At 27.7% G+C, this 25,383-nt stretch carries 24 protein-coding genes and 1 CRISPR repeat array; of the genes, 20 read left to right on the forward strand and 4 right to left on the reverse strand.

Annotated elements, in window-relative coordinates; genetic code table 11:
• Window positions 1-26 precede the first annotated feature (26 nt).
• Window positions 27-314: direct repeats of the CRISPR family, unit length 29 nt; unit sequence ATTTAATAGGAACATTTTGTATTGTAAAT.
• Window positions 315-569: 255 nt separating this feature from the next.
• Genes cas6 through cas3 form a run of 5 tightly spaced genes read left to right on the forward strand, consistent with a single transcriptional unit; the run spans window position 570 to window position 7,305 of the window.
• Entirely contained in the window at window positions 570-1,352 is a 783-nt protein-coding gene (cas6, locus tag ACO409_RS03945) for a CRISPR-associated endoribonuclease Cas6 (protein ID WP_485555041.1), read from the forward strand.
• 17 nt (window positions 1,353-1,369) lie between these two features.
• The gene (gene cas8a1, locus ACO409_RS03950; protein WP_485555043.1) at window positions 1,370-3,214 is read left to right on the forward strand and encodes a type I-B CRISPR-associated protein Cas8b1/Cst1; all 1,845 of its coding nucleotides are present in this window, start codon (window positions 1,370-1,372) and stop codon (window positions 3,212-3,214) included.
• Window positions 3,215-3,216: 2 nt separating this feature from the next.
• Window positions 3,217-4,170: a type I-B CRISPR-associated protein Cas7/Cst2/DevR gene (gene cas7i / locus ACO409_RS03955; RefSeq protein ID WP_485555045.1), complete on the forward strand. Its 954-nt coding sequence runs from the start codon at window positions 3,217-3,219 to the stop codon at window positions 4,168-4,170.
• A gap of 2 nt (window positions 4,171-4,172) precedes the next feature.
• Window positions 4,173-4,895 carry a type I-B CRISPR-associated protein Cas5b gene (gene cas5b, locus ACO409_RS03960; RefSeq protein WP_485555047.1) on the forward strand — a complete coding sequence of 241 codons (723 nt, stop codon included), beginning with the start codon at window positions 4,173-4,175 and terminating at the stop codon, window positions 4,893-4,895.
• Between the two features lie 25 nt (window positions 4,896-4,920).
• Window positions 4,921-7,305 carry a CRISPR-associated helicase Cas3' gene (gene cas3 / locus ACO409_RS03965; protein WP_485555049.1) on the forward strand — a complete coding sequence of 795 codons (2,385 nt, stop codon included), beginning with the start codon at window positions 4,921-4,923 and terminating at the stop codon, window positions 7,303-7,305.
• Between the two features lie 357 nt (window positions 7,306-7,662).
• Here cas3 and fucO read toward each other — a convergent pair whose 3' ends face one another.
• Entirely contained in the window at window positions 7,663-8,811 is a 1,149-nt protein-coding gene (fucO, locus tag ACO409_RS03970) for a lactaldehyde reductase (protein ID WP_315048358.1), read from the reverse strand.
• A 273-nt stretch (window positions 8,812-9,084) separates the two neighbouring features.
• Here fucO and ACO409_RS03975 point away from each other — a divergent pair, with 273 nt between their 5' ends.
• On the forward strand, window positions 9,085-9,927 hold the full coding sequence (locus ACO409_RS03975) for an aldo/keto reductase (RefSeq protein ID WP_485555051.1): 843 nt from the start codon (window positions 9,085-9,087) through the stop codon (window positions 9,925-9,927).
• Between the two features lie 35 nt (window positions 9,928-9,962).
• Here the strand turns inward: ACO409_RS03975 and ACO409_RS03980 are convergent, their stop codons facing one another.
• Both ACO409_RS03980 and ACO409_RS03985 read right to left on the reverse strand, forming a co-directional pair.
• Window positions 9,963-10,649 carry a LysR substrate-binding domain-containing protein gene (locus ACO409_RS03980; RefSeq protein WP_485555053.1) on the reverse strand — a complete coding sequence of 229 codons (687 nt, stop codon included), beginning with the start codon at window positions 10,647-10,649 and terminating at the stop codon, window positions 9,963-9,965.
• On the reverse strand, window positions 10,640-10,813 hold the full coding sequence (locus tag ACO409_RS03985; protein WP_485555055.1) for a LysR family transcriptional regulator: 174 nt from the start codon (window positions 10,811-10,813) through the stop codon (window positions 10,640-10,642). Before ACO409_RS03985 ends, ACO409_RS03980 begins: the two co-directional genes overlap by 10 nt.
• A 231-nt stretch (window positions 10,814-11,044) precedes the next feature.
• On the opposite strand from ACO409_RS03985, the gene ACO409_RS03990 reads away from it, so the two are divergent.
• The 3 genes from ACO409_RS03990 (at window position 11,045) to ACO409_RS04000 (ending at window position 13,088) form a co-directional block, all read left to right on the forward strand.
• The gene (locus ACO409_RS03990) at window positions 11,045-11,638 is read left to right on the forward strand and encodes a TMEM175 family protein (RefSeq protein ID WP_485555057.1); all 594 of its coding nucleotides are present in this window, start codon (window positions 11,045-11,047) and stop codon (window positions 11,636-11,638) included.
• Window positions 11,559-11,741 (forward strand): helix-turn-helix domain-containing protein, encoded by a 183-nt coding sequence (locus tag ACO409_RS03995; protein WP_485555059.1) that lies wholly within the window; start codon window positions 11,559-11,561, stop codon window positions 11,739-11,741. The genes ACO409_RS03990 and ACO409_RS03995 overlap by 80 nt, the downstream gene beginning before the upstream one ends.
• Window positions 11,742-11,834: 93 nt before the next feature.
• Window positions 11,835-13,088, forward strand: a complete 1,254-nt coding sequence (locus ACO409_RS04000) for an RNA-binding domain-containing protein (protein WP_485555061.1) — start codon at window positions 11,835-11,837, stop codon at window positions 13,086-13,088.
• Between the two features lie 170 nt (window positions 13,089-13,258).
• On the opposite strand, the gene ACO409_RS04005 is transcribed toward ACO409_RS04000, so the two are convergent.
• Complete coding sequence (locus ACO409_RS04005) at window positions 13,259-14,647, reverse strand: MATE family efflux transporter (protein WP_485555063.1); 1,389 nt, start codon at window positions 14,645-14,647, stop codon at window positions 13,259-13,261.
• Window positions 14,648-14,968: 321 nt separating this feature from the next.
• Between ACO409_RS04005 and ACO409_RS04010 the strand changes: the two genes are divergently transcribed.
• The 11 genes from ACO409_RS04010 (at window position 14,969) to ACO409_RS04060 (ending at window position 25,244) form a co-directional block, all read left to right on the forward strand.
• Window positions 14,969-15,226 carry a type II toxin-antitoxin system Phd/YefM family antitoxin gene (locus ACO409_RS04010; protein WP_053393071.1) on the forward strand — a complete coding sequence of 86 codons (258 nt, stop codon included), beginning with the start codon at window positions 14,969-14,971 and terminating at the stop codon, window positions 15,224-15,226.
• A complete protein-coding gene (locus tag ACO409_RS04015; RefSeq protein ID WP_485555066.1) occupies window positions 15,226-15,483 on the forward strand; it encodes a Txe/YoeB family addiction module toxin in 258 nt (85 codons plus the stop codon). The genes ACO409_RS04010 and ACO409_RS04015 overlap by 1 nt, the downstream gene beginning before the upstream one ends.
• Before the next feature lie 119 nt (window positions 15,484-15,602).
• Window positions 15,603-16,691 (forward strand): NAD(P)-dependent alcohol dehydrogenase, encoded by a 1,089-nt coding sequence (locus ACO409_RS04020; protein WP_485555068.1) that lies wholly within the window; start codon window positions 15,603-15,605, stop codon window positions 16,689-16,691.
• Between the two features lie 19 nt (window positions 16,692-16,710).
• The gene (locus ACO409_RS04025; protein WP_485555070.1) at window positions 16,711-17,673 is read left to right on the forward strand and encodes a GTP-binding protein; all 963 of its coding nucleotides are present in this window, start codon (window positions 16,711-16,713) and stop codon (window positions 17,671-17,673) included.
• Between the two features lie 565 nt (window positions 17,674-18,238).
• Window positions 18,239-18,532, forward strand: coding sequence for a PH domain-containing protein (locus ACO409_RS04030; protein ID WP_314395956.1), 294 nt, complete (start codon window positions 18,239-18,241; stop codon window positions 18,530-18,532).
• Window positions 18,533-18,885: 353 nt separating this feature from the next.
• Window positions 18,886-20,259: an FAD-dependent oxidoreductase gene (locus tag ACO409_RS04035; protein WP_485555072.1), complete on the forward strand. Its 1,374-nt coding sequence runs from the start codon at window positions 18,886-18,888 to the stop codon at window positions 20,257-20,259.
• 724 nt (window positions 20,260-20,983) lie between these two features.
• Window positions 20,984-21,205 carry a DUF896 domain-containing protein gene (locus ACO409_RS04040; protein WP_295686378.1) on the forward strand — a complete coding sequence of 74 codons (222 nt, stop codon included), beginning with the start codon at window positions 20,984-20,986 and terminating at the stop codon, window positions 21,203-21,205.
• Between the two features lie 39 nt (window positions 21,206-21,244).
• The gene (locus ACO409_RS04045) at window positions 21,245-21,901 is read left to right on the forward strand and encodes an HAD family hydrolase (RefSeq protein WP_485555075.1); all 657 of its coding nucleotides are present in this window, start codon (window positions 21,245-21,247) and stop codon (window positions 21,899-21,901) included.
• A gap of 273 nt (window positions 21,902-22,174) precedes the next feature.
• Window positions 22,175-23,281 carry a tRNA 2-thiouridine(34) synthase MnmA gene (gene mnmA, locus ACO409_RS04050; RefSeq protein WP_485555077.1) on the forward strand — a complete coding sequence of 369 codons (1,107 nt, stop codon included), beginning with the start codon at window positions 22,175-22,177 and terminating at the stop codon, window positions 23,279-23,281.
• A gap of 9 nt (window positions 23,282-23,290) precedes the next feature.
• The gene (locus tag ACO409_RS04055; protein WP_485555079.1) at window positions 23,291-24,235 is read left to right on the forward strand and encodes an AEC family transporter; all 945 of its coding nucleotides are present in this window, start codon (window positions 23,291-23,293) and stop codon (window positions 24,233-24,235) included.
• A 22-nt stretch (window positions 24,236-24,257) separates the two neighbouring features.
• Entirely contained in the window at window positions 24,258-25,244 is a 987-nt protein-coding gene (locus ACO409_RS04060) for a YiiG family protein (protein WP_485555081.1), read from the forward strand.
• Window positions 25,245-25,383: the final 139 nt, after the last annotated feature.

The raw sequence follows: 25,383 nt of genomic DNA on the forward strand, positions 1-25,383 counted from the left end.
CTTTCCAAATAGCAACGTACACTCTTATTTAATAGGAACATTTTGTATTGTAAATTTAAATATAGCTTTCCAAATAGCAACGTACACTCTTATTTAATAGGAACATTTTGTATTGTAAATAGCCTTGGCGGTCTAAGTTAATAAAAAAACATCTCCATTTAATAGGAACATTTTGTATTGTAAATGTTGGAACTGTGGCTAACGGAATACCGAAGGAAGTAATTTAATAGGAACATTTTGTATTGTAAATATATGTATATAATACATATCGCATACTGCATCTAGATTTAATAAGAACATTTTGTATTATAAATATAGATATCATATCACTTTGTTTAAAAAATCAAAAACTGGTATTGACAAATTTAAAGTGTGGGTTATACTAATATTAATACAAGAAAGGAATTCTAAAAATGAGATTTGCAAATACAAAAATAAATTTTAAGTTTAGAATTGGTTGGAAAGAAGCAACTAGAAAAGAAAAGTTTTATGGGATTTTAATTTGGATTGTAGTGATATATTTTTTTTATAGATAGTTGTAAATTAATAAAAAAAAGGGTGAATAAAATATGAGATTTAGAATTAATGTTGAATTAATTGAAGGAAACACATTTCCAGTTAATTTTAGGGTTAAAATTTTGCATATGTTGAAAGTTGGGTTGAAAGAATATGATAGGGAGATTTTTGAAGAACTTTTTGATTCAGCAAAGCAAAAAAATTATACTTGGGCTGTTTATTTTCATGCGATTAAGTTTGAGAAAGAACGAATTTTATTTTTAAATGAGAATGATAAAAGATTTATAATTAATTTTTCTATTTTTGATAATGTAGATAGTTTAAATATTTATAATGCTTTTTCTAGTATTAGATTTAAAGAATTTAAAATATCAGATGAAACTAAAGTTAGAATTACTAATATTTCAGTTGTTCAAAGAAAATTTGTAAAAAATAATATATTGAATGTAAAAACATTGTCACCAGTAGTTTGTAGGGATCATAATAGAGAAACTGGGAAAGATAAGTATTATGTAGGAAATGATAAGGAGTTTCCTGTGATTATAAAAAGAAATCTTTATTTGAGATTGAAAGAAATAATGGGGGAATATGTAGAAAAAGATATTGAAGATTTAGTGATAGATGCGAGTAAAACTAAAAAAGTAGTTGTTAAGCATTATGACAAAAGAAGTTCTGCTCAGAAGGAAAGTTCAGAAAAAGAATTTAAGGGAATACTTATTGACGCTTCAGTAGGAACAATAAAATTTGAAGGAAAAAGTTATCTTTTAGATTATATTTATAGTGCAGGACTTGGAAGTGTGACTGGAAGTGGATTTGGGATGCTTGAAATAATTTAGTGCGAGAAGGAAGAGAAATGAGTGACGGGAAAATAGAATTAAAATTAAAAGATTGGTTATTTAATGCAGGGTTATTGGGATTTATTAATATACTTGAAACATCGGATGGAGAAGAAAAAATAAGAAAATTTATTGATGATCAAAATAGATGTTTGAAATTTTCAAAAGAAGAGTTGTTGGAACTTTTAGAAGATTTTGAATATAAATATTTTGATTTTTTTATAAAAAGATATGGGAAAACTTTAACTTATGGAAAAATTTTGGAGTTTGAGGAGTATATTGATGATTTTGATCTAGATGTTAATGATTTGAATGAAGAATTTAGAAAGAATATCAATAAAAAAATAGTAATGGTAAAAAATGCTTTTTCTAATCCTAAAAAATATAGAACAATATATTCTTTGATTGGAAAAGATTTTGAAAAGAATATTCTTGAATTAGAAGGGAAAATAAAAAAATTAAATAAAAACTTTACTATTGAAGAAATAAGAAATAATTTCAATTTAATAAAAAGAATATTAAAATATTGCAAACAAAATATATATGGCGAAGATGGAAAACAAAAAAAATACTTTGAAGTTGAAGATGTGAAAGATATAATAAGATATGGATGGGAAGGAATTGCATTTTTAGATAAAGCTAATTTAGCTATAAAACGAAAAAATAAAATTGATGTTGGTGATAATTATAAAGTTTATAGAGATTATTTTATAAAAGATGTAGTAAATTATATTAAGGAAAGTAATGAAAATAATGAAGTATTTAAATTGAAATGTTTTATTTCTAATGAACCGTTACCGATACCCACTAAAAAAAAGGATGATAAGAATAAAAGGTATTTAAAGACTATACAGTTCTTAGGAGATTTTTTTAATCCTTCAGAGAAGTTATCTAATGTTTGGAATTTTTATAACGATATTTATGTAACACCTCTTGTTTATTTAATTTATACATGTGTACCAGCAGGATTTACATATATTCAAAAAGGTAAAGGTATTTTTGTAAATGCTAATAATGATATTGAAAATTTAAAAAAAATAAATAATGCAATTTCTTATAATGTTTTTGAGAAAGATAAGTTTAGTGAAAATAATCTATATAAAACAATTTTTAAGGAATTTGAATTACAAAGTCAGGATAAAAAATATGAAATAGCAGATGTTCAAGTAATTCGAACATTTGAAAGGAAAGAAATAAAAGGTAAAAGTTATCCAGTTTATAGATTTAATATATTATCTAGAAAAACATTATTTTTTATATTTCAAAATTTTGATAGATTAAATAGATTTTTTGAAAAGTACTATGTTTTATTAAATGATAAAAATGAACCTAAATGGGATACTGTAGAATATTTGTATAGAACAATAATAGAAATAATTTTAGAAAGTAGAAATTTATATTCAACAATAGATAAAATATGTTATATAAAAATGTCATATAAAAAATATAAATGTAATTTTTATAGTAAAGATTTATGCGATTTATTAGAAATAAATATTAAAAATATTAGGAGACTAGGAAGAATGGAAAAAATAGAAGTAGAAGAAGCTTTAACTTTAAAAAATATAACTGATATAAAAAATAATGCATATTATTTTAGAAAAAGATATGTAGAAAAAAGCAATAATGAAAATAAGATAAGAGGATTGCAATACAGATTGCAAAATGCATTAAGAACAAATAATATGAATTTATTTATGGATATTTTAATAACAGCACATGCTTATATTGGAAAAGGGATTCACAAACTTTTTATAAGAGCATTAGAAAATGAAGATGAGTTTAAAACTTTAGGATATGCATTTTTAGTGGGATTATTAAATGATGATAATAAAGAAAATCAAAATGAAGGGAATGAATAATAATGGAAAAAAAAGGACTAACAATGACAATAATATTTCTAGCTGAAAGTGCAAATTATGGAGAAAGTATTGGAAATGTTGCAACATTGAAAAAAATATCAAGAAATAAAGGAGAGCAGTATACTTATATTTCAAGACAAGCAATAAGATACAATATAATAGAACAGCTTGGAGAGAAAAAAGCACCAGTATCAAAAGAAAAAGGTGTTTTTCAATTTAAAGATGAAGCGTTAATTAGTGATTATCCTGAATTAGATTTTTTTGGATATATGAAAACAGGAAAAAACATTACGAGATCAGCTGTTGTAAGATTATCACATGCAATTTCTTTAGAAACATTTAAAGGAGATCTAGAGTTTTTAACAAATAAAGGTTTAGCAGACAGATATAACAAAGGAAATATAGAGAAAACAGAATATAATGATATTGCACAATCTGAGGTGCATAAGTCATATTATAAATACACAGTTACAATTGATTTAGATAGAATTGGAGCTGATGAAATAGAAATTGAAAGAGAAGCGGTAAATGATAAAGGAAAAAAAGTAAAAATAAAAGAAAATCAAAAAATTAGTATAGATAAAAAAGAGAGAAAAAGAAGAGTAAAGAAACTTTTAGATATAATTTCATTACTTTATAGAGATATTAAAGGTAGAAGGGAAGATCTAAAACCATTATTTGTAATAGGTGGAGTGTATGATATAAAAAATCCATTTTTTGAAAATATAGTTGATGTTAAAAATAATAAAATTTTAGTTGATAAATTGTGTAGTGGGATTTATGATTATATTGAAAAAGACACAATATCTGGAATTGTGAAAGAACAATTTGAAAATGATACAGAAGTCGAGGTAAAATTAAAAGAGAAAAATATAAATGTACTAAATATCCCTGAATTTTTTAAACAATTAAAAGAAAAGATTGATAATTATTATATAGAGAAAGTTGATGAATAACTATGAAGGCAATTAAGTTGAGGTTGTATCAAAATATGGTAAATTATAGAGTTCCAACAAGTTTTCAATTAAAAGAAAGTTATCCTTTACCACCGTATTCTACAGTAATTGGCATGGTTCATTCACTTTGTAATTTTAAGGAATATAAACCAATGAAAATAAGTATTTGTGGAAATTATTTTTCAAAAGTTAATGATTTGTATACTAGACACGAATTTAATAATTCTGATGATGTGATTAAAGGACCTGCAATGGTAGAGCTTCTTGTAGATGTAAATTTGACAATTCATATTATTCCAGAAGATCAGTCAGAAGAGTTTATTGACACTATTTTGAAAGCATTTAAATATCCAAAGGAGTATCCAAGTCTTGGCAGAAGGGAAGATATTGTTTTGATTAAAAATGTCAAAATTGTTGATGTAAAAGAAATAAAACTTGAAAAAGATTTAAATAGCGATGAAGAAATATTTGCATATATTCCCATTAATTTTATCAAAAAAAAATTAGTAAATTTTGGAGATAAGAAAAGAGGGATAAAGATATATGGAACTAGATATGAATTAACAAAAAATTATAGTGTTGATAGTGTTGGGACAAAAACTGATCCTAAAACAATAAGAATATGGGAAAAAGAAGAAGTTCTATATTCTTCAAATATAAAAGGATTTAAAAGAAAAGAAGTTCCAGTGGATGATGATGGAGAAATTGTATTTTGTGAATTATAAAACAAATATTTTTTAGGAGATTAGTATGAAAAGTAAATTTTTAGCTAAATCTAATGGTGAAACAATAAAGGCTCATACGGAAAATTTGATTAATAATTTTAAGAATCTTTTTAGAATTTATCCAGATATAAATGTTGATAAAAATTTATTGTTACTTGCATGTATCTATCATGATTTGGGAAAGATGAATTTAAGATTCCAAAAAAAATTGCTTGGAAAAATAGATAAAAAAGAGATTCCTCATGCAATATTGAGTACAGCATTTATTAATGACGATATTTTAATAGATTTTCATGGTTTTAATGAAGATGAAATAAAAATTCTAGCTCATTCTGTAGCATTACATCATGATAGAAACTTATTGGAAATAAGTGAAAGTGATGTGTTAGATGAAATAAATTCTATGAATGAAGAAATTAGTATAAATTTTTCAAATGAATTGAGAGAATTAGAAAATATGTATTTCAAATATTTGGATAACACAAAAAATTATAAAAATAAAAAAAATGTAATTTTCAATTGGAAAGATGGTAAAGTTAAATTAGAAGAATTAAGCTCTTTATTTTATGAAATTGGAAGTCAAATATATTCAGATTCAGAAAATCAAAAAATTTTTAAGAAATATGTCATGTTAAAAGGATTGTTAAATAAAATAGATTACGCAGCAAGTTCGTATACGAATATTGAAGAAAAAAATGATTTTTTAGAAATTGAGATGGAAAAATTTTTGGAAGATGTGTTGAGAAAGGATAATCCTAAAAATGATTGGAATGCTTTGCAGAAATTTATGAAACAGCATAAAGATGAGAATGTGGTAGTTGTGGCACAGACAGGATATGGGAAAACAGAGGCTGGGTTACTTTGGATAGGAAATAATAAGGGATTTTTTACATTGCCTTTGAGAGTGGCAATTAATGCAATTTATGATAGGATTGTGAAAAATATTGTAAGAGAAAATGTAGAAAAAAGAATTGGTTTGCTTCATTCTGATTTTAGAGAATATTATACAGAAAAAAATTCTAAAGAAAATAAATTACTAAAAAATGAAGAATTATCGGAATATATAAATAGAACGAAGCAATTTTCGCTTCCGCTTACGATTTGTACAATAGATCAATTATTTGATTTTGTGTTTAGAGCTCCAGGATTTGAGTTGAAGGTAGCGACATTGTCTTATTCTAAGGTAGTTATTGATGAAATTCAAATGTATTCAGCTGATTTGTTGGCTTATTTGATTTATGGATTGAAGTATATTACTGATTTTGGAGGGAAATTTGCGATAATGACTGCGGCTCTTCCTGGGATTGTTGCTTATTTGCTTGAAAAGGAAGGGGTAAAATTTGTTACGACAGAGCCGTTTACGAATGATAAGAAGCGACATAGTTTAAAAGTGATGGAAGAAAGTATAAATGCAGAGTTTATAAAAGAAAAATATAGAAATAATAAAATTTTGATTATTTGTAATACAGTTAAAAAAGCAAAAGAGATTTATGAAAATTTGGATATTCCGAAAGAGGAATTGAATTTGATACATAGCAGATTTATAAAAAGAGATCGGACAAATAAAGAAAAGGAAATCACTGAGTTTGCGAATCCAAAGAGATTTAGAGAAGATGTTAAAAACAAAAGAGAAAAAGAGGGATTTCAAGAAAATGGGGTTTGGATTGGAACTCAAGTGTTAGAAGCTTCTCTTGATTTAGATTTTGATATTTTGATTACAGAATTATCGGACTTGAATGGACTTTTTCAGAGAATGGGAAGATGTTTTCGTAATAGGGAAAAAGTTGATGAAGGATATAATTGCTTTGTTTTTACAAAAGAATGTTCTGGAATTAAAGGATCGAAAGCTATTATAGATAAAGAAATTCATGAAAAATCTAAAAGTGTACTATTAAAAGTTGATGGAATTGTTTCTGAAGTTCAGAAATTAAATTTGATTAATAGTGTTTATTCTTATGAAAGTTTAAAAGATACAAAATATTTTAATAAAGTGACGGATAATATAAAATATTTAAAAGAGTATGTTGTTGAGTATGAAAAAACGAAATCTGAAGTTCAAAGAATATTTAGAAATATTGCTTCGTATGATGTGATTCCAAGAATAATTTACGAAGAGAATTTTGAAGAAATAAATGGAAATATTGAGATTTTAAGAGAAAAAATGAAAGGATTATCAGAAGACGACAAGAAAAAATTGCGAATAAGGAAAATAGAAGCTAGGGGAGAATTGAATAAATTTAAAGTAACGATTCCTGATTTTGAATATAGAAAACTGGAGAAAAGTAAAAAGAATGAGATTGAAAAGGTTAAAATAAATGACTATGAGGAATTGGTAATTGTGAATTGTGGATATTCTTATGAAAAGGGATTTGAAGTGGTTCAGGAGGAAGAAGAGGATAATTTTTTTTAAGAGAGTGTCCGTAATTTTGTATAAATTCAAAATACAATATATGATGCAGGCATCTTATTTACACATTTCATCATATCTAAATTTTCATAAAAAAATGTATTTAGTTAATTCTTCTGAAGATATGGTTAAATTAGTTGTCTAATACTATTCTTCGTTTAAAAAGCGAATATTTATTTAATTATTTGAAAGTAAATATTAGGTTTAATCTACTAAAAAGATTTATAATGTATTCGTTATTCAAATAGGGCTTAGTATAATTAGTAAATAGACTTGAATTTTGAGAAAATTAAATATTTAAATTTGGAATTAATATGAATAGAAAACTCCACTCTAAAACGAATGGAGTTTTTTGATAAATTACAATAATTTTTTATAAAGTTCTTTTATTTCTTCCAAGTTTGTATCACGTGGATTTCCACCAGTACAGACATCATTTAAAGCTGATTCGGCAATAAAATCCAAATCTTTTATGTCCATTATCCCCTTTAAATTTTCAGGAATATTTACATCGTGTGCCAATTGTCTTACAGCATCTATTGCTGCTTTTCTATATTCTTCGGGAGCCATTCTTTTAGTATGGTTTATTCCAAAAGCTTTTGCTATTTCTCTAAATTTTTCTCCTGTATATTCAGCATTATATTCCATTACAGTTGGTAAAATTATAGCGTTTGCAACACCGTGCGGAGTTCCATAAAATGCTCCTAAAGGATGAGCCATTGAGTGTACGATTCCAAGTCCTACATTTGAGAATCCCATTCCTGCTAAATATGAGGCAAGAGCCATTTTTTCTTTAGCTTCTTCATCATTTTCCACAGCTTTTCTCAAATATTTTGCTATTAATTCAATTGCTTTTAAATGGAACATGTCTGTCATTTCCCAAGCAGCTTTTGTTGTAAATCCTTCGATTGCGTGAGTTAGTGCATCAAGTCCAGTTGCAGCTGTCAATTCTTTTGGCATTGTCATCATCATTCCTGGGTCAACTATTGCAACTATTGGCATATCGTGCGGGTCAACACAGACAAATTTTCTATTTTTTTCAACATCTGTTATAACATAATTGATTGTAACTTCGGCAGCTGTTCCAGCTGTAGTTGCAACTGCGATTATTGGAACGCATTTATTTTTTGTATCTGCAACTCCTTCGAGACTTCGTACATCAGAAAATTCAGGATTATTTATAATAATTGCTACAGCTTTGGCACAATCCATAGCAGAACCTCCACCAATTGCAATAATATAATCTGCACCACTTTCTTTAAATTTTTCAACCCCAGCTTTTACATTTTCAATCGTAGGGTTTTGTTGAACATCAGAAAATATTAAATATTCCAAATTAGCTTTATCAAGCACATCAGTAATTTTTTTAGCTGCTCCAGCCTTAATTAATCCAGGATCTGTACAAATAAAAGCCTTTTTGAATTTATTTTTTTCCACTTCACTTGGAATATATTCAATTGCTCCAAATCCATGATAAGATACTTCATTTAAAACGATACGGTTTGCCATAACAAGTCACTTCCTTTTATTATAAAAAAATTTTTAATTCTTTATTTTTCTCTAATATAATTGTAGCTCAAAAATTTTTGTTGTCAAGGTTAAAAGAATGTTGTATTTAATATTGCAATTTATGATGGATAATTTTATAGTATGTGTTTTAGTTATAGTGAATTTGCAAAATTGATATTAGACTTCAGAGGAAAAAATTGATAAAATAAGTTCAAGAAAATTAAAAGTACAACTGTAATTAAAAAATTATATATAAAATTAGGAGGAAATATTATGAAATACGTAACTTTAAACAATGGAGTAAAAATGCCAATATTAGGATTCGGAGTATTTCAAATTGATGATATGAAAGAATGTGAGGAAGCGGTTTACAATGCGTTAAAGGCAGGATATAGATTAATTGATACGGCTGCAGCATACGGAAATGAAGAGGCAGTGGGAAGAGCTATAAAAAGAAGCGGTATACCGAGGGAAGAAATTTTTGTTACAACAAAATTATGGGTAAGTGATGTAAATTATGAAAAGGCAAAATTAGCATTTGAGACATCTTTAAAAAAATTGAATTTGGAATATATTGATTTATATCTGATACATCAGCCATTTAATGATGTTTATGGAGCTTGGAGAGCAATGACGGAATTATACAAGGAAGGGAAAATAAAAGCAATTGGTGTAAGTAACTTCTATCCTGACAGACTGGTTGATTTTATTATGAATAATGAAGTAGTGCCAGCTGTAAATCAGGTGGAAACACATCCTTTCAATCAGCAGGTTAAAGCAAATGAAATAATGAAGGAATATGGGGTTCAAATAGAATCATGGGGACCTTTTGCAGAAGGAAAAAATGGAATATTTACAAATGAAATTTTATCTGAAATTGGTAAAAAATACAATAAATCTGTGGCTCAGGTAATTTTAAGATGGCTAATTCAAAGAGATGTAGTTGTAATACCAAAATCAGTCAGAAAAGAAAGAATTGAAGAAAATTTTAATGTATTTGACTTTGAATTGAACAGTGAAGATATGGAGAAAATATCTGAACTTGATAAAAAGGAAAGTCTATTCTTAAATCATGATGATGTGGAAATAGTAAAATGGCTTAATGGAAGGAAATAATAAAAATAAGAGGGAAATCTCTTCCCTCTTATTTTTTAAGAATCTTTACTAAAACTATCAAATATTTTTTTTATTTCATTTTTTATATTTTTCTTACAAATACAGTAAAATGTCATTTTTGCTTCTTTATCAATAATCGGAATTGAAATATTATTTTTAAAATTATCTTCACGTTCAAGTGTGAAATTTGAACGGAAATGTAGTAAATTTTGCATTTCAGCTAATTCCTGATAAATAATCCTGTCACTTTGGATAAGGAAGTTCATATTAGGCATTTTTTCTAAAACTACATCCTTCCATATTCCTATTGGATTGAATAAGAGCATCCTGTCATCTGTAATATCTGAAAAATGTATTTCCTTCTTTTTAGCCAGTGGATGACTTAGAGGAACTGATAAAAATAATTGTTCAGTTTTGTATTTTATGCAGAAAAATTCAGAATTATCAATAGGCTCAGAAAGAATAATCATCTGATAACTGTCATTTTTAAGTTTTTCAAATAACTGAAGATTATTTTCTATTTTATGAAGAATATATTTTTCAGGATAAAATCTTCCAAATAATGAAATCATATCCCACAATGGAGCCGGAGCACATGAACCGATTGAAAAATTATTTTGAACCAGATTATTTTTATTAACTTTTTCTTCCATTTCATCTACAAGATTCAATATTTTTTCTGCGTACTGGATAACAGTTTTTCCATTTTGATTTAATTCCATCTTATTTTTTTCCTGTCAAACAGTTCTGTTCCCAGACTTTTTTCCAGCTTTTGTATCGAACGGGAAAGGGCAGGCTGTGAAATATACAACTCTTCAGCAGCTTTTGATAATGTTCCATATGTTGCAAACGCAATAAGCTGTTTTAGTTGTTCCAATTCTATCATATAAATCACCTCATATAATTTTTATTTCTAGTATGCATTTTAATTATAGCACATTTTGTAGACGGTATTGTACTTTTATCTTAAATTTTAGTATTATAACTATATATAAAGATAAGGAAATAAAAATAAGAAAATGAAGGAGATTATATATGAAAAACTGAAAATTGAAATTCCTACTGATTTATGATACAATTATACTATTATTATAAAATCATGGAATGGAGTTTGATTATGAATAAAGAAAGATTGGCAGCCTTTATGGATGCCGTACTTGCAATTATTATGACAATTCTCATATTAGAGCTGAAAAAGCCTGAAACAGCAACTTTAAAAGCCCTTTGGAATTTAAGAGTAAATTTTTTTGCATATACGCTTTCATTTTTCTGGCTTGGAACAATGTGGGTAAATCTGCATAATGAATGGCATAAAATAAAATACATTACACCGGCAGTTGTCTGGACAAACGTAGTTTTACTGTTTTTTTCTTCGTTTTTTCCTTATGTGACTTCTTTTGTCACTTCATATTACAACAGTAGTGTAGCACAAGGATTTTATGGGATAATAGTTCTGGCTGTTACATTTTGTAATATAATTTCTGGGCATTTGATAGGAAAAGCAAATAGAAACGATGAGAAATCACAGGAATCATTAAAAATAAGGATGAGATGGTTAAGTATTGATACAATTATAAAAATTATAGGGTTAATAATATCGTGCACATTTTATCCGCCTGCAATGATGATAAGTGTTTATATTACTTTACTTGGAATTGTACTTCCCGCACAATATAAGGCGGCAAAAAGGAGAAAAGGAACTTTCAATTGATGAAATAGCCTATCTGGTTGGATATACGGAACTTTCATCATTTTATCGGGCATTTAAAAAATGGACTGGGAAAACGGTTTCGCAGTATCAGAAAGAGAAGTAATAGATATTAAAATACGTTATAAAACCGACGTATTTTTTTTTGTCGCATTTTTGACGAAATTATGGTATAATTTTTTCAGGAGGATTTAAAGGTATGAAAGAAAATAGAGAATTAGAATTAAAATTAATAATAACAAATACTTTTTTAAAAACAGTAAGTGCTTTTGCTAATTATGGTTCAGGTAGGATAATTTTTGGAATTGATGATAATGGAAAAGTTGTAGGGATAGATGATTTGGATGAGACATGTTTAAATCTTGAAAATAAAATAAATGATAATATTGTACCAAAACCTAATTTTAGTTTTATAAAAAATAATAGGGATAAAACGATAACACTTGTAGTTAAAGAAGGGCTTGATAAACCGTATTTATACAAAGGAAAAGCCTATAAAAGAAATGATACATCAACTATTGAAGTTGACAGATTAGAATTGAATAGACTTACTTTGGAAGGGATGAACAGATATTTTGAAGAGTTACGATCAAATGATCAAGATTTAAAATTTGAAGTATTGAAAAAAGAATTAAAGGAAAAACTTGGAATTGAAAATTTCTCTATAGATTTACTTAAGACATTGAATTTGTATAATGATAAAGAAGGTTATAATAATGCTGCGGCACTTGTAGCAGATAGGAATTCATTTTCAGGAATAGATATTGCGAGATTTGGTAAGGATATAAATGAGATTCTTGACCGAAATACATTTGTCAATATGTCTATTTTTTCTCAATTTCATAAAACTATAGAAGTATTTGAAAGATACTATAAGTATGAAGAAATACGGGGGTTTGAAAGAATTGAAAAAGAACTAATACCAGAAAAAGCTTTCAGAGAAGTGATTGCAAATGCGATAATTCATAGAACTTGGGATATAAATTCAAATATAAGAATATCAATGTTTGAGAATAGAATTGAAGTTGTTTCTCCAGGAGGATTACCTTCGGGAATAACTCAAAAAGAATATTTAAACGGACAAATTTCACAACTTAGAAATCCTATTTTAGGAAATGTCTTTTTTAGATTGAAGTATATAGAAATGTTTGGAACAGGAATAAGAAGAATAAATGAAATTTACAGGAATTATAGCACAAAACCTATTTATGAAATTAATGAAAACTCAATAAAAATCACACTTTTTACAATTTTTAATAAAATATTTTTGTCTAAAGATGAAAAAATTGTATTTGAAACATTAAAAGATGGAAATATTTTATCGAATAAAGAAATAACAGAAATAACAGGATTTAAAAAGGACAAAAATTTGAAATTATTGAAATCTTTGGTTGAGAAAAAATATATTGTAACTATCGGAAATGGAAGAGGAACTAAGTATTATAAAAACTAAAAAAACTACAAGAAACCGATGTAAATATTTTTGTCGTATTTAAAAGTATAAATTTTTATTAATCAAATTATATTCTAATAAAAAAAATAAAAAAGCTATTTCATAAATTAATCCTTATGAGATAGCTTTCTAATCAATAAAATTTATATTTTTAAATTCTTATGACTTTTTTAATAATCTTCATTCACTTTCGGAATACTCTTCATTTCCCCTTTCAAAACAATCACAGATACAACAAAAGCTATGAAATCTGCTATTGGGAATGCGAACATAATTCCATCAATACCCATAAAATGTGGTAAAATTATTAGTAGTGGTAAAAGTGATATAATTTGTCTTACAAGTGACAAAAATGCTCCTTTTGAGGCCCTTCCAATTGATGTTAAAAACATTGTAATAGCACCTTGAATACCGTTTAGGAATACGAAGAATAAAAATACTCGCATATATTTTGTTCCGTATTGAAAGTAGAGTTTGCTTCCGTTACCGAAGACAGAAATTATTTGAACAGGGAAAAGTTCGGCGATTGCAAATGCCACTAAAGAAATAATAAAAGCCACTTTTAGAGATAATTTTAAAATTTCTCGAACTCTTGCATATTTTTTTGCTCCATAATTAAATCCAGCAATAGGCTGTGCTCCTTGTGTCAATCCCAATAAAATTGCTATAAATATGACATTTATTTTCATAACAATTCCAGCAACGGCAATAGGAATTTCACTTCCATAAATAGATTTCGCACCATAAATTTTCAATAAATTATTTGTTGCAATTTGAACAATTAGTGCGGAACATTGGAAAATCAAAGGCGATGTTCCCAACATAAACAAAATCCAAATTTCTCGTATTTTTATCTTAAAATCCTTCAATTCAAATTTTACACTTTTAAATCTAAAAAAATACAATCCTAGCATAACTGCCGAGATAAATTGCCCAATTACAGTTGCCCAAGCAGCACCGTCCATTCCCATATTAAATCCAAACATAAACAGCGGATCAAGAATTGTATTTGTAATAGCTCCAATAACGATCGCAAGCATTGAATAAAAGGCATTTCCATCAGCTCTAACCATAGGATTTGCTCCTATCGAGAATAATAAAAATGGTATCCCAAGAGATGTAATTTGAGTATATTCAATCGCATAATTAAAAATTTGATCAGTAGCCCCAAAGGCTGTTAACATTGGTTTTAAAAAAATATTAATGAGTATGCATAAAATAACACCACTTAAAAGTAACATTGTAGCTGCAGTACCAGTTACACTTTTTGCCCTTTTTGGACGCTTTCTTCCCAATTCCAAATTAAAATTAGTCGCAGCTCCAACTCCAGTCATAAGCCCAATCGCAAGACAAATCGTCGTAATCGGAAAAGCCACATTCGTAGCCGCATTCCCAAGAAACCCGATTTTTTGCCCAATAAAAATCTGATCCACAACATTGTAAAGAGCATTAACCAAGTTAGCAATGATAGCAGGAACCGCAAGTGAAATCAATAATTTTCCAACAGGTTCTGTACCAAATTTAGTTTTTCGTTCATTTATTGCTTTCGTTTTTTCCATTTTTCCTTCCTTTCCAAAATTTTTAAATCTGATAAATTTATCTCTAAAAAAAGAGAAAAATATTTTTTGTAACAAGAAAACTGAGAAAAAATCCCAGTTTTAAGCCATCATATTGGTACGGTAAAAAATCATATCTTATGAGTATTTTACTACATTTGGTAAAGGTTTTCAAATTTTTTTATTTAGTTTAGAACAGAATATTATGGTGGATTTAGAATAAAAGAATTTATTGTAATGTAAACTGACTTTAGAAATAAAAAATGATATAAAACATGTAGATTTTTTGCCAAAAATATTGTACAATAAGTAGAGGTGATTAGTATGATAGCTACAAATTATTCAAATGTGAGAAATAATTTAAAAAAATATTGTGATAAGGCAACTGATGATTATGAAACAGTCATTATAACAAGAAAAAACGACAAAAATGTGGTACTGATGAGTGAAGAGGAATATAACAATTTGATGGAAAATCTTTATATCATGTCAAATAAGAAATATTATAATGAACTGTTAAAAAGAAAAGAAGAAGTAGAGGCGGGAAATGTACAAATACATGATATAATTGAGGTGGAATAATGAATCTGATTTGGAATAATGAGGCTTGGGAAGAATATGTCCAATGGCAGAAACAGGATAAAAAAATAGTCAAAAAAATAAATGAAATAATAAAAGACATCAAAAGGAATGGCAATGAAGGAATAGGAAAGCCCGAGCCTTTAAAGCATGAACTGAGTGGATACTGGAGCAGAAGAATTACAGATAAGCACAGGTTTATATATAAACTGACAGAAACAAGTATAGTAGTTATTGCTTGTGCAAATCATTATGAATAATGGGAATTATGAAAAAAAAAGCATAAAAAGTTTGTAATAAGATTTGCATTTTTTTAATTTATAGGCTATACTCCTATTAAGAAAAAATTAGATAATTGTTAATTTAGGAGGTTTTCAAAATGGGAGAAAAAATGAAAGCATTTGTAATGAAAAGAATAGGAGAAGTTGGATGGATTACAAAAGATAGACCTAAGTGCGGACCGACAGATGCAATTATAAAACCACTTGCACTTGCACCATGCACTTCAGATATACATACTGTTTATGAAGGTGGAGTTGGAGAAAGACATGATATGGTCTTGGGACATGAAGCTTGTGGAGAAATAGTTGAAGTTGGGGAATTAGTTAAAGATTTTAAAGTTGGAGATAGAATATTAGTTGCAGCGATAACTCCAGATTGGAATTCGGTAGAGGCTCAGGCAGGATATCCAATGCATGGTGGAGGAATGCTTGCTGGATGGAAATTTTCAAATGTGAAAGATGGTGTTTTTGGAGAATATTTTCACGTTAATGATGCAGATGGTAATTTAGCATTAATTCCAAAAGGCATGGATTATGGAACAGCATGTATGTTAAGTGATATGGTACCTACTGGATTTCATAGTGCAGAACTTGCTGATATTCAATTCGGTGATGTTGTTGCAGTATTTGGATTGGGACCTGTGGGACTTATGGGAGTTGCAGCAGCTGCATTAAAAGGAGCTGGAAGAATAATTGCTGTGGATTCAAGAGAACAAGTTGTACCAATCGCAAAAGCGTATGGTGCTACAGATATTGTTGACTTTAAAAAAGCACCTGCAGATGAACAAATTATGGAATTGACAGATGGAAAAGGTGTAGATAGAGTGTTAATTGCTGGAGGAGATCAAAGAGTGTTTGCTACTGCTATAAAAGCATTGAAACCAGGTGGACGTATAGGAAATGTAAATTATTTAGGAAGTGGGGAATTTATACAGATACCTAGAGTTGAATGGGGAGCTGGAATGGGACACAAACAAATTTTTGGAGGACTTATGCCAGGTGGAAGATTAAGACTTGAAAAATTGGCAAGATTAATTGAATTTGGAAAATTAGATCCAAGCCTTTTGATTACTCATAGATTTGAAGGTTTTGAAAATGTTGAAAAGGCACTGGAACTTATGAGAACAAAAGCTGATGGAGTAATAAAACCAGTAGTTTATATGACTTCACAAAAAATAAATGAATAAAAAAGCCAAAAGAAAAAAGGTGAAAAAGTTGAAAATACTTGTTATTTCGGGTTTTCTTGGAGCAGGAAAAACAACATTTATTAAAGAGATGATTAGAAGCACAAAAAGAGAATATGTCATTTTTGAAAATGAATTTGGAGATGTGAATATTGATGCTGAAATCTTGAGAAATAATACTGAAGAGATAAAAGAAAATAACCAGAAAAATGGAAATGTAGAATTAAACGTATGGGAACTTACAAGCGGATGTGCCTGTTGCAGTACAAAGGCAGATTTTATATCTTCACTTCTTGTAATTGATAATACTTTAAATCCTGATTTTTTAATAGTCGAACCATCAGGAATAGCCATTTTGAGCAATATTTTAAAAAATGTTACAAATGCTGACTATGACAGAATAAAAGTATTTCCACCAATAACAATAATTGATGCTACAACATATTTTAAATATAAAAACAAATATGTTGAAGTATTTATGGATCAAGTTAAGATGGCGGCACACATACAGCTTTCAAAAATTGAAAATATGACAGATGAAGAGTTGCAGCTAATTTACAACGATATAAAATTAATCAATCCTAATGCCAATATTTTTATAAATGATTATCATAATCAAAATATGGATTACTGGAATGTGCTTTTTAGCGGAGAACTTGTAAAAATAGAAAATTTAGATTTAATAGATGTTAAAAATAAAATGCAGAATGTTACTTATAAAAATTCATATGCTGATAATCCCGCCATTCTCGTGTCTTTTCTAGATAAGATGATTTCAGACTTTTACGGGGATATAAACAGAGCAAAAGGCGTATTTAAAGGCAATGATTATAATATGCACTTTGATGTGGTAGATACAAATTATAATATTACAATTTTGGAGGATAGTTCAGAAAACAATGCAGTTTTTATAGGAAATCAGATTGACACTGAACTGTTAATACGGGATCTTGATAAGATGAAAAATTTGAAGCAGGAAATTTAATAAGTTTTATATTTTATAATATTATAAAACAAGAACTTTTTAATAACTCCGGTCATATAAATAAAAAAATATAATGAATGATAAAAAAGGGCTTGATTTTTTTCAGTCCATTTTTGTCTATAAATATAAATTTATTTAACCTTATAGTTTAATATTAAAAGAGTTTGGATATGCTATAAAACTTTGGAAAAAAATCTGAAAATAATTTATTATTATTCTGAAAGTTATTATCTGGTAAATCCTAAATTAAAAGGAGAAATATTATTTGATTGCTATATAGAATGTACCTTGAGAATTAAGTGATAAAAAATGACTAAAGTCTTAAATTTGATTGAAAATAAGAAGTTTTCATTTTATTTTAATCTAATGAATGTATTATAATTATACAATAATAATTAATTTTTTTAATATATTCTAAAGTATTGTGTTAATGTTCTATAATTAAATAGATAATAAAAATAGTTATTAATTAATAAAGGTATCATTATATAGCAGTGTCTGCAAGTTATAATAGCTTATAGAGAGATTAGATGTAAAATGATAGAAAATTTAAGGAGATGATAGAATGAAAGATTTTACAGGACAAAGTATAATGGCTAATTATTTTAGAGGAATAGAAGCTGTAGGAGGAAAAATTCATTTTTATGGAGATAAATTGATTTTTAAGTCACATGTATTTAATATTCAAAGAGGCGAAACAGAAATAAAATATTCTGACATAGCTGAAATACAAAAAAGAAATACATTACTTATAGCACCAAATGGTATAAGTATTGTAACAAAAGATGGATTTAAGCATAAATTTGTACTTAATGGAAGAAATAAGGTTATAGAATTTCTTAATAGTAAAATAGGATAGGAAATTAATATAGTAAGTATTTAAGTAAGGACTGGATTTTCTTCAGTCTTTTTTATATGTATAATTAAAGAATGTCCTTCATTATGAAATAATAATTTAAATATGTTAATTAAAAAAATTATCGGATGTGAATGTTTATAATAAATATAATTAAATAAAATATAGTATAGATAGAAAAGCAAAAGAAAAGCAAAAAATATTAATGGAATAGAAATTAAAAAATAATAAAATTTGTAAACACAAATACTCTTGTTTTTTTATAAAAAATGTGGTACTCTTATAATATAAAAATTAATTTTATAATAAATACAATTATGTAATTATAATTGTATAAAATGGAAAGGATGAAAAAGATGAAAAAATATGATGCAGTAATAATTGGATTTGGAAAAGGTGGAAAAACTTTGGCAGGATTTTTGGCTGGGAAAGGTCAGAATGTGGCTTTGATTGAGAAATCGGACAAGATGTATGGAGGGACTTGTATAAATATTGGGTGTATTCCTACAAAAAAACTTGTTGACAGTACAAAAGTTCTTAAAAATAAAGGATTAAGCGGTATTGAGGAAAAGGAGAAATTTTATACAGAAAGTATAAGTAATAAAAATACATTAATTGGTGCGTTACGTGGAAAAAATTATGAAATGCTGGCTACAAAGGAAAATATTGATATTTATGATGGATTTGGAAGTTTTGCTTCAAAAAATGTAGTTAATATTGAAAGCAATGGGGAAAATGTTCAGATTGAAGGGGAAAAGATATTTATAAATACAGGTTCGACTACAATAATTCCTGGTATAAAAGGGCTTAAAGAAAGTAATCATGTATATACAAGCACTTCGATTATGGAACTAAAGGAACTTCCTAAAAAATTGACTATTTTGGGAGCGGGGTACATTGGACTGGAATTTGCTTCGATGTATGCTGATTTTGGGTCAGAAGTTACAGTAATTGATTTAGCAAAAAGACTTATGCCTAGAGAAGATGAAGAAATTGCTGATAGGGCAAAGGCTATATTTGAGGCAAAAGGAATCAAATTTTTATTAGAATCAAAAATTGAGGAAATTATTGATAAAAATGGAAAAGGATATGTACAAATTTCACAAGGTGCAAGTAAGATTGAAATTGAATCAGACGCAATTCTTGTGGCAATCGGAAGAAAACCTAATACAGAAGGACTTAATTTAGAAGCAGCAGGAGTAAAAACTGATGAAAAAGGTGCGGTTGTAGTTGATGAAACATTGAAAACAACAGCTGATAATATTTGGGCAATGGGAGATGTGAAAGGCGGACTTCAATTTACATATATTTCTCTTGATGACTTTAGAATAATAAGGGATAGTCTTTATAGTGGAGGAAACAGAACAGTAAACGACAGAAATGTAATTCCATACAGCGTATTTGTAAATCCACCATTATCAAGAGTTGGAATGACTGAAAGCGAAGCAATTGCCAAAGGATACGAAGTAAAAACAGGAAGACTTGAAGCAATGGCAATTCCAAAAGCAAAAATAGAAGGTGTAACAGATGGACTGCTTAAAGCAGTTGTAGATGTAAAAACAGATAAAATACTGGGATGTACTTTATTATGCAACACTTCCCACGAAATAATAAACATTGTTGCAGCGGCTATGAAAGCTGAACAAAAATATACATTCTTAAAAGATATGATATTTACTCATCCAACAATGAGTGAGGCTTTGAATGATTTATTTGGAAGTGTGAAATAAAGAAAATAAAAAATATTTTAGTTAAAATTTGTGAATTTTTATTAAGTGTGTTAGAACACTCGTGGCTTTAGCCATGAGATGAATAACACCAACATTGAAAATGTTGCTTTAAAATTTGCAATATTACTAATTTTAGAGTATAATATATTTGAGTTTAAAATATAATATACAGATAAAAAGTAGCAGTGTAGACATAATGTCTTATCTAGTAGTGGCTATTGTGGACTAGCCAAAAAGAATAAGGATTTTAAAATCAAACTTCTTAGAAGATAACTTACTTTTTCAGTTATCTTATGAAGCTCTCGGCTTTTAGTCGTGAGTAGTTCACATCATATATTGCATTTGTAGGATATGCTGTTTCGGTATTTTAAAAAATAATAAGATAGAATAATAAGTAAAAAATTTCTTTAAATAAAAATCACGGTTATATGGTTATTAAGATTAACTGTGATTTTTTGTTTTAGAAATTTATAGAATATATAAATTGGGAAGAAATATTTTTTGAAAAGTGTTGATAAATTATAGTCAATACAGTATAATAATATTGTTATATACTTTTTGGATTATGAAATTTTTGTAATAGAAAAAAGATAAAAAAATAAGCCCAACATTAAGGGCTTAAGCACAATAGAATTTTACTTTAATATGTTATGCCATATTTTAGATAAAATTAAGATGGAAATTAGAAATATAAAGTAATATTTTTAGAAAGGAAGATTTAAAAATGGAAGACATTATAAAAAAAATAAATGAATTTTCAAAATTAGCACGTGAGAGAGAGTTGACGGAGGAAGAGAAGAAAGAGCGTGAAAAATATAGAAAAATGTATATTGAAAAATTTAAGGAAAGTGTGAGAGGGCATTTGGATAGTATTAAGATTGTTAGAGTGGATGATAATGGAAATCCCATTGATGATGATGGGAATGTTATTGAGCCTGAAGCGTAAAAAAATAAAGCAAATTGGGGAAGGAGTGAATAAAAATTTATGAAATATGATTTAGTTATATTTGATTTAGATGGGACACTTATGGATACGTCAAAATCTATTACAAAGACTGTAAATTCAGCGATGGAAGAACTTGGGAAAAAACAATATTCTGCTAATGAATGTGTAAAATTTGTTGGTGGCGGAGTTTCAGGGCTTGCACGGAATATTTTGGGAAAAGAAAAATATGAGGATATAACGAATGAGGAAATGGAAAAAGTTATAAGAAAATATTATGATATTTACTTTGACTACGGTGTTGAGCCTTATGAAGGAATACCTGAATTGCTTGATTTTTTGACAGAAAATAATATAAAAAAAGGAATTGTAACAAATAAGGATCACGAAACAGCCTTATCTGCTGTTGATAAAAAATTATCCAAATGGAAATTTGATGGAATATTTGGCTCAAATGAAAAGGAATATCCAAACAAGCCGAATCCTTATAATGTTGATAGAATGGCACAAAATTTGAATGTCCCAAAAGATAGAATATTATTTGTTGGAGATATGCTTGTGGATGTAAATACTGCTAAAAATGCCGGGATTGATATTGTTTACTGCAAATGGGGATTTGGTGAAGTGAAAGGGGAAACTGGAATTAGTGAAGATGTAAAAGTATCTAATGTTCAGGAGATTATAGAGAAAATAAAATAAATTTAGATTTTTTTGAATAAGTAAATTTTAAAAAAGTCTGATTTAGAAAGTAAAAAGCGGAATTTGTTTTGAAACTTATAATTAATTTCCGTTTTTTTATTTATTAAAGTGATTGATTATGTAGTTAATCTTGTGCTAAAAAGTTAAGGAAATAATTATTCAAATATATTTTCTTGTCTGTTAATGGATATTGTGGTATACTTATTTTTATAAAGTGATTAATAGTGAAAGAAGTCAAAGAATTATGAAAAGAGGGAAGGAGAAGAACTTTTTATGGAAAAAAGAAAAAGAGTTGTATTAGGAATGTCAGGTGGAGTGGATTCTTCTGTTGCGGCGATTTTACTAAAAGAACAAGGATACGATGTAATTGGCGTATTTATGAAAAATTGGGAAGAAAAGGATGAAAATGGGGTTTGTATGGCAGAAGAGGATTATAAGGATGTAATTGCTGTGGCAGAGCAATTGGAAATACCTTATTATTCAGTAAATTTTGTAAAGGAATATTGGGATAAAGTTTTTACTTATTTTCTTAATGAATATAAAAGAGGAAGAACGCCTAATCCAGATGTTATGTGTAATAAAGAAATTAAGTTTCGTGCATTTCTAGATTATGCAATAAAACTTGGAGCTGATTATGTGGCGACAGGGCATTACGCAAGAATTATTCATGAAGAAAAAAATGGTAAAATTAAGTCGACTATGTTAAGAGGAGTTGATGATAATAAGGATCAGACATATTTCCTTTGTCAGTTAAATCAGGAACAGCTTGAAAAAGTATTATTTCCATTGGGAGAATATACAAAGCCAAAAATTCGTGAAATTGCTGAAAAATATAAATTAGCAACGGCTAAGAAAAAAGACAGTACAGGAATTTGCTTTATTGGGGAACGTGATTTTAATAAGTTTTTATCACAATACTTGCCTGCAAAGGGTGGAAATATTGTAAATACACAAGGAAAAGTGTTAGGACATCATAACGGGCTTATGTATTACACAATTGGACAAAGAAAAGGAATTGGTATTGGGAATACGAAGGAAGGAACTGGAGAGCCTTGGTTTGTTGTTGACAAGGATTTAGAAAGAAATGAACTTATTGTAACACAAGGCGACAATTCAGTACTTTATTCAAAAGGATTGATTGCAACGGATTTTAATTTTATAAATGAAGTGCAATTTCCATTAGAATGTACTGTAAAATTTAGATATAGACAAAAAGATACAAAGGCTGTAATTAATAAATTAAATGAAAATGAATATGAAGTCGTATTTGATGAGCCACAAAAGGCTGTAACATTGGGGCAAATTGTAGTTGCTTATGATAAGGAAGTTTGTCTTGGTGGCGGAGTTATTGACAAAATTATAAAAAATAAAATTTTATAAAGGAGGAAAATGAAAGAATTAATATTTTGCTTAAATGCAACAATGCCAGTATTTTTACTGATGATAATTGGATATATTTTTAGAAAAACTGGAGTTATAGATTTGGAATTTGCGGATAAAATGAATAGATTTGTATTTTTGGCTCTTTTGCCTGTCCTTTTATTTAAAGAATTGTCATTATCTAATTTTTCGGCAATTTGGGATTTGAAATATTTATTATTTTGCTTTTTTACAACATTTCTTTCAATTTTAATAATGTGTATTTCATCAATTTTTTTGAAGGACAGGTCAATTCGTGGAGAATTTATTCAGGCCAGCTTTAGAAGCAGTGCAGCTTTACTTGCTTATGCTTTTGTGCAGAATGTGTATGGAGAGGCTAAAGTTGTAGCACTTATGGTAATTGGAGCAGTTCCTTTGTATAATGTGGCTTCAGTTGTAATTTTAATGCTGCTTCGTCCAGAACAGGGCAAGTTAAATAGAATAGTTTTGAAAAATACATTAAAGGGAGTTATGAAAAATCCATTAATATTAGGTATTTTGGCTGGAATGATTTGGGCAATGCTAAAAATTCCACAGCCTGTTATTATGAAAAAGTCAATTTCAACATTTTCAGCTGCAGCAACTCCACTTGGATTACTTGCACTTGGAGCGAGTTTTGATGTAAAAGAAGTTTTTTCTAAAATAAAAATTGTACTAGCTTCATCTTCATTCAAATTATTAATACTTACTGCAATATTTTTACCAATAGCAGTAAAATTGGGATTTAAAGATGAAAAGTTGGTTGCAGTGCTTGGAATGCTTGGGAGTCCTACAACTCCAACTTCATTTACAATGGCAAGAGGAATGGGGCATAACGGATCGGTAACTTCTGGAACGGTTATGGTTACGACTATTATGAGCATATTTACATTAACGGGCTGGCTTTATATCTTAAAAATTGCGGGACTAGTGTAAATAAGAAAATGGAGGTAAAGTAATGAAATTAAAAAAATATATTATAATTGGGATAATAGCTTTGATAGCTATTTCAGCCTGTAATAATCCCAAAAATAATAAAAATAAAGAAAAAATGAAAATAGCCAATGTCCAAAAAGATATTTCTAATGATGAAATAAAAAAATATAGTGAATACTTGAAAATAAGTGAAGAGCCAAATTCAGAAGAATGGAATGATTTTTTTACAGAAATAAAAAAAGATGAATTTTCTGATTCAAATGGAAATATAAAAGATATTTCAAATCAAATTATATCTATTGTAAACCTTGATAGTTCAATTAACTTGATAGGTCAATATATAAAAGAAATAATGGATGTAACGCAAAAAAGTCCTAAAATGGAAGCTATTGACAAAAATGCTGAAAATTTAATTAATTCTCTAATTCAAGAGCAAAAAGTGCTGACAGAGATTAATGATTATTTTGAAAAAGGAAATTATAAAACTGATAAGCTGGCAAAAGTTGATGAGTTAAATGAAAAATATAAAGTTGTTTTACAGAATAGGCTGGAAAACAGTAAAATTCTTTACAATTCATTGCAAGAACTTGCCGGAGCAATAAATAAAAAAATGGAAGTACAGTTTCAAAAAGATGGAAAAATAACAAAATTAAATATTTTAAAATTTGTGTATTCAGTAAATGGATTTGAAGAAGTTGCTTTTGGAAAAAATAATTTAAATTTTGATGAAAATGAAACAAAAACATTGGAAGAGGCTAATAATAAATTACAAAAAGCATATAAAGATATTTCTGGAATGACATTTGAAAATGCAAAAAAAGAGAATATTAGCGAATCAGATTTTAAAAAAATAAAAGAAAGTTCAAAAATATTATCTGAAAATACTCAAAAAATGCTCTCTGGTGTAAAAAATCAAAATATTCAAGATGTAGTAATAAGTGCAAGTAACGTTTTAAGTGCTAAAACTGATTTAGAAAATGTTTTTAATGTATTGTTGATACAAAAATAACAAATTGTTTTTGTAATTAATTAAAAGCTAAATAAATTATAAATTGGAAAATTGATATTATGTTTTATTAACATTAAAACATTAATAAAATATATTAAATTATATAAAAGTTATATATTATAATTATTGACAAAATGTA

The sequence above is a fragment of the Leptotrichia sp. genome, from assembly GCF_057270615.1.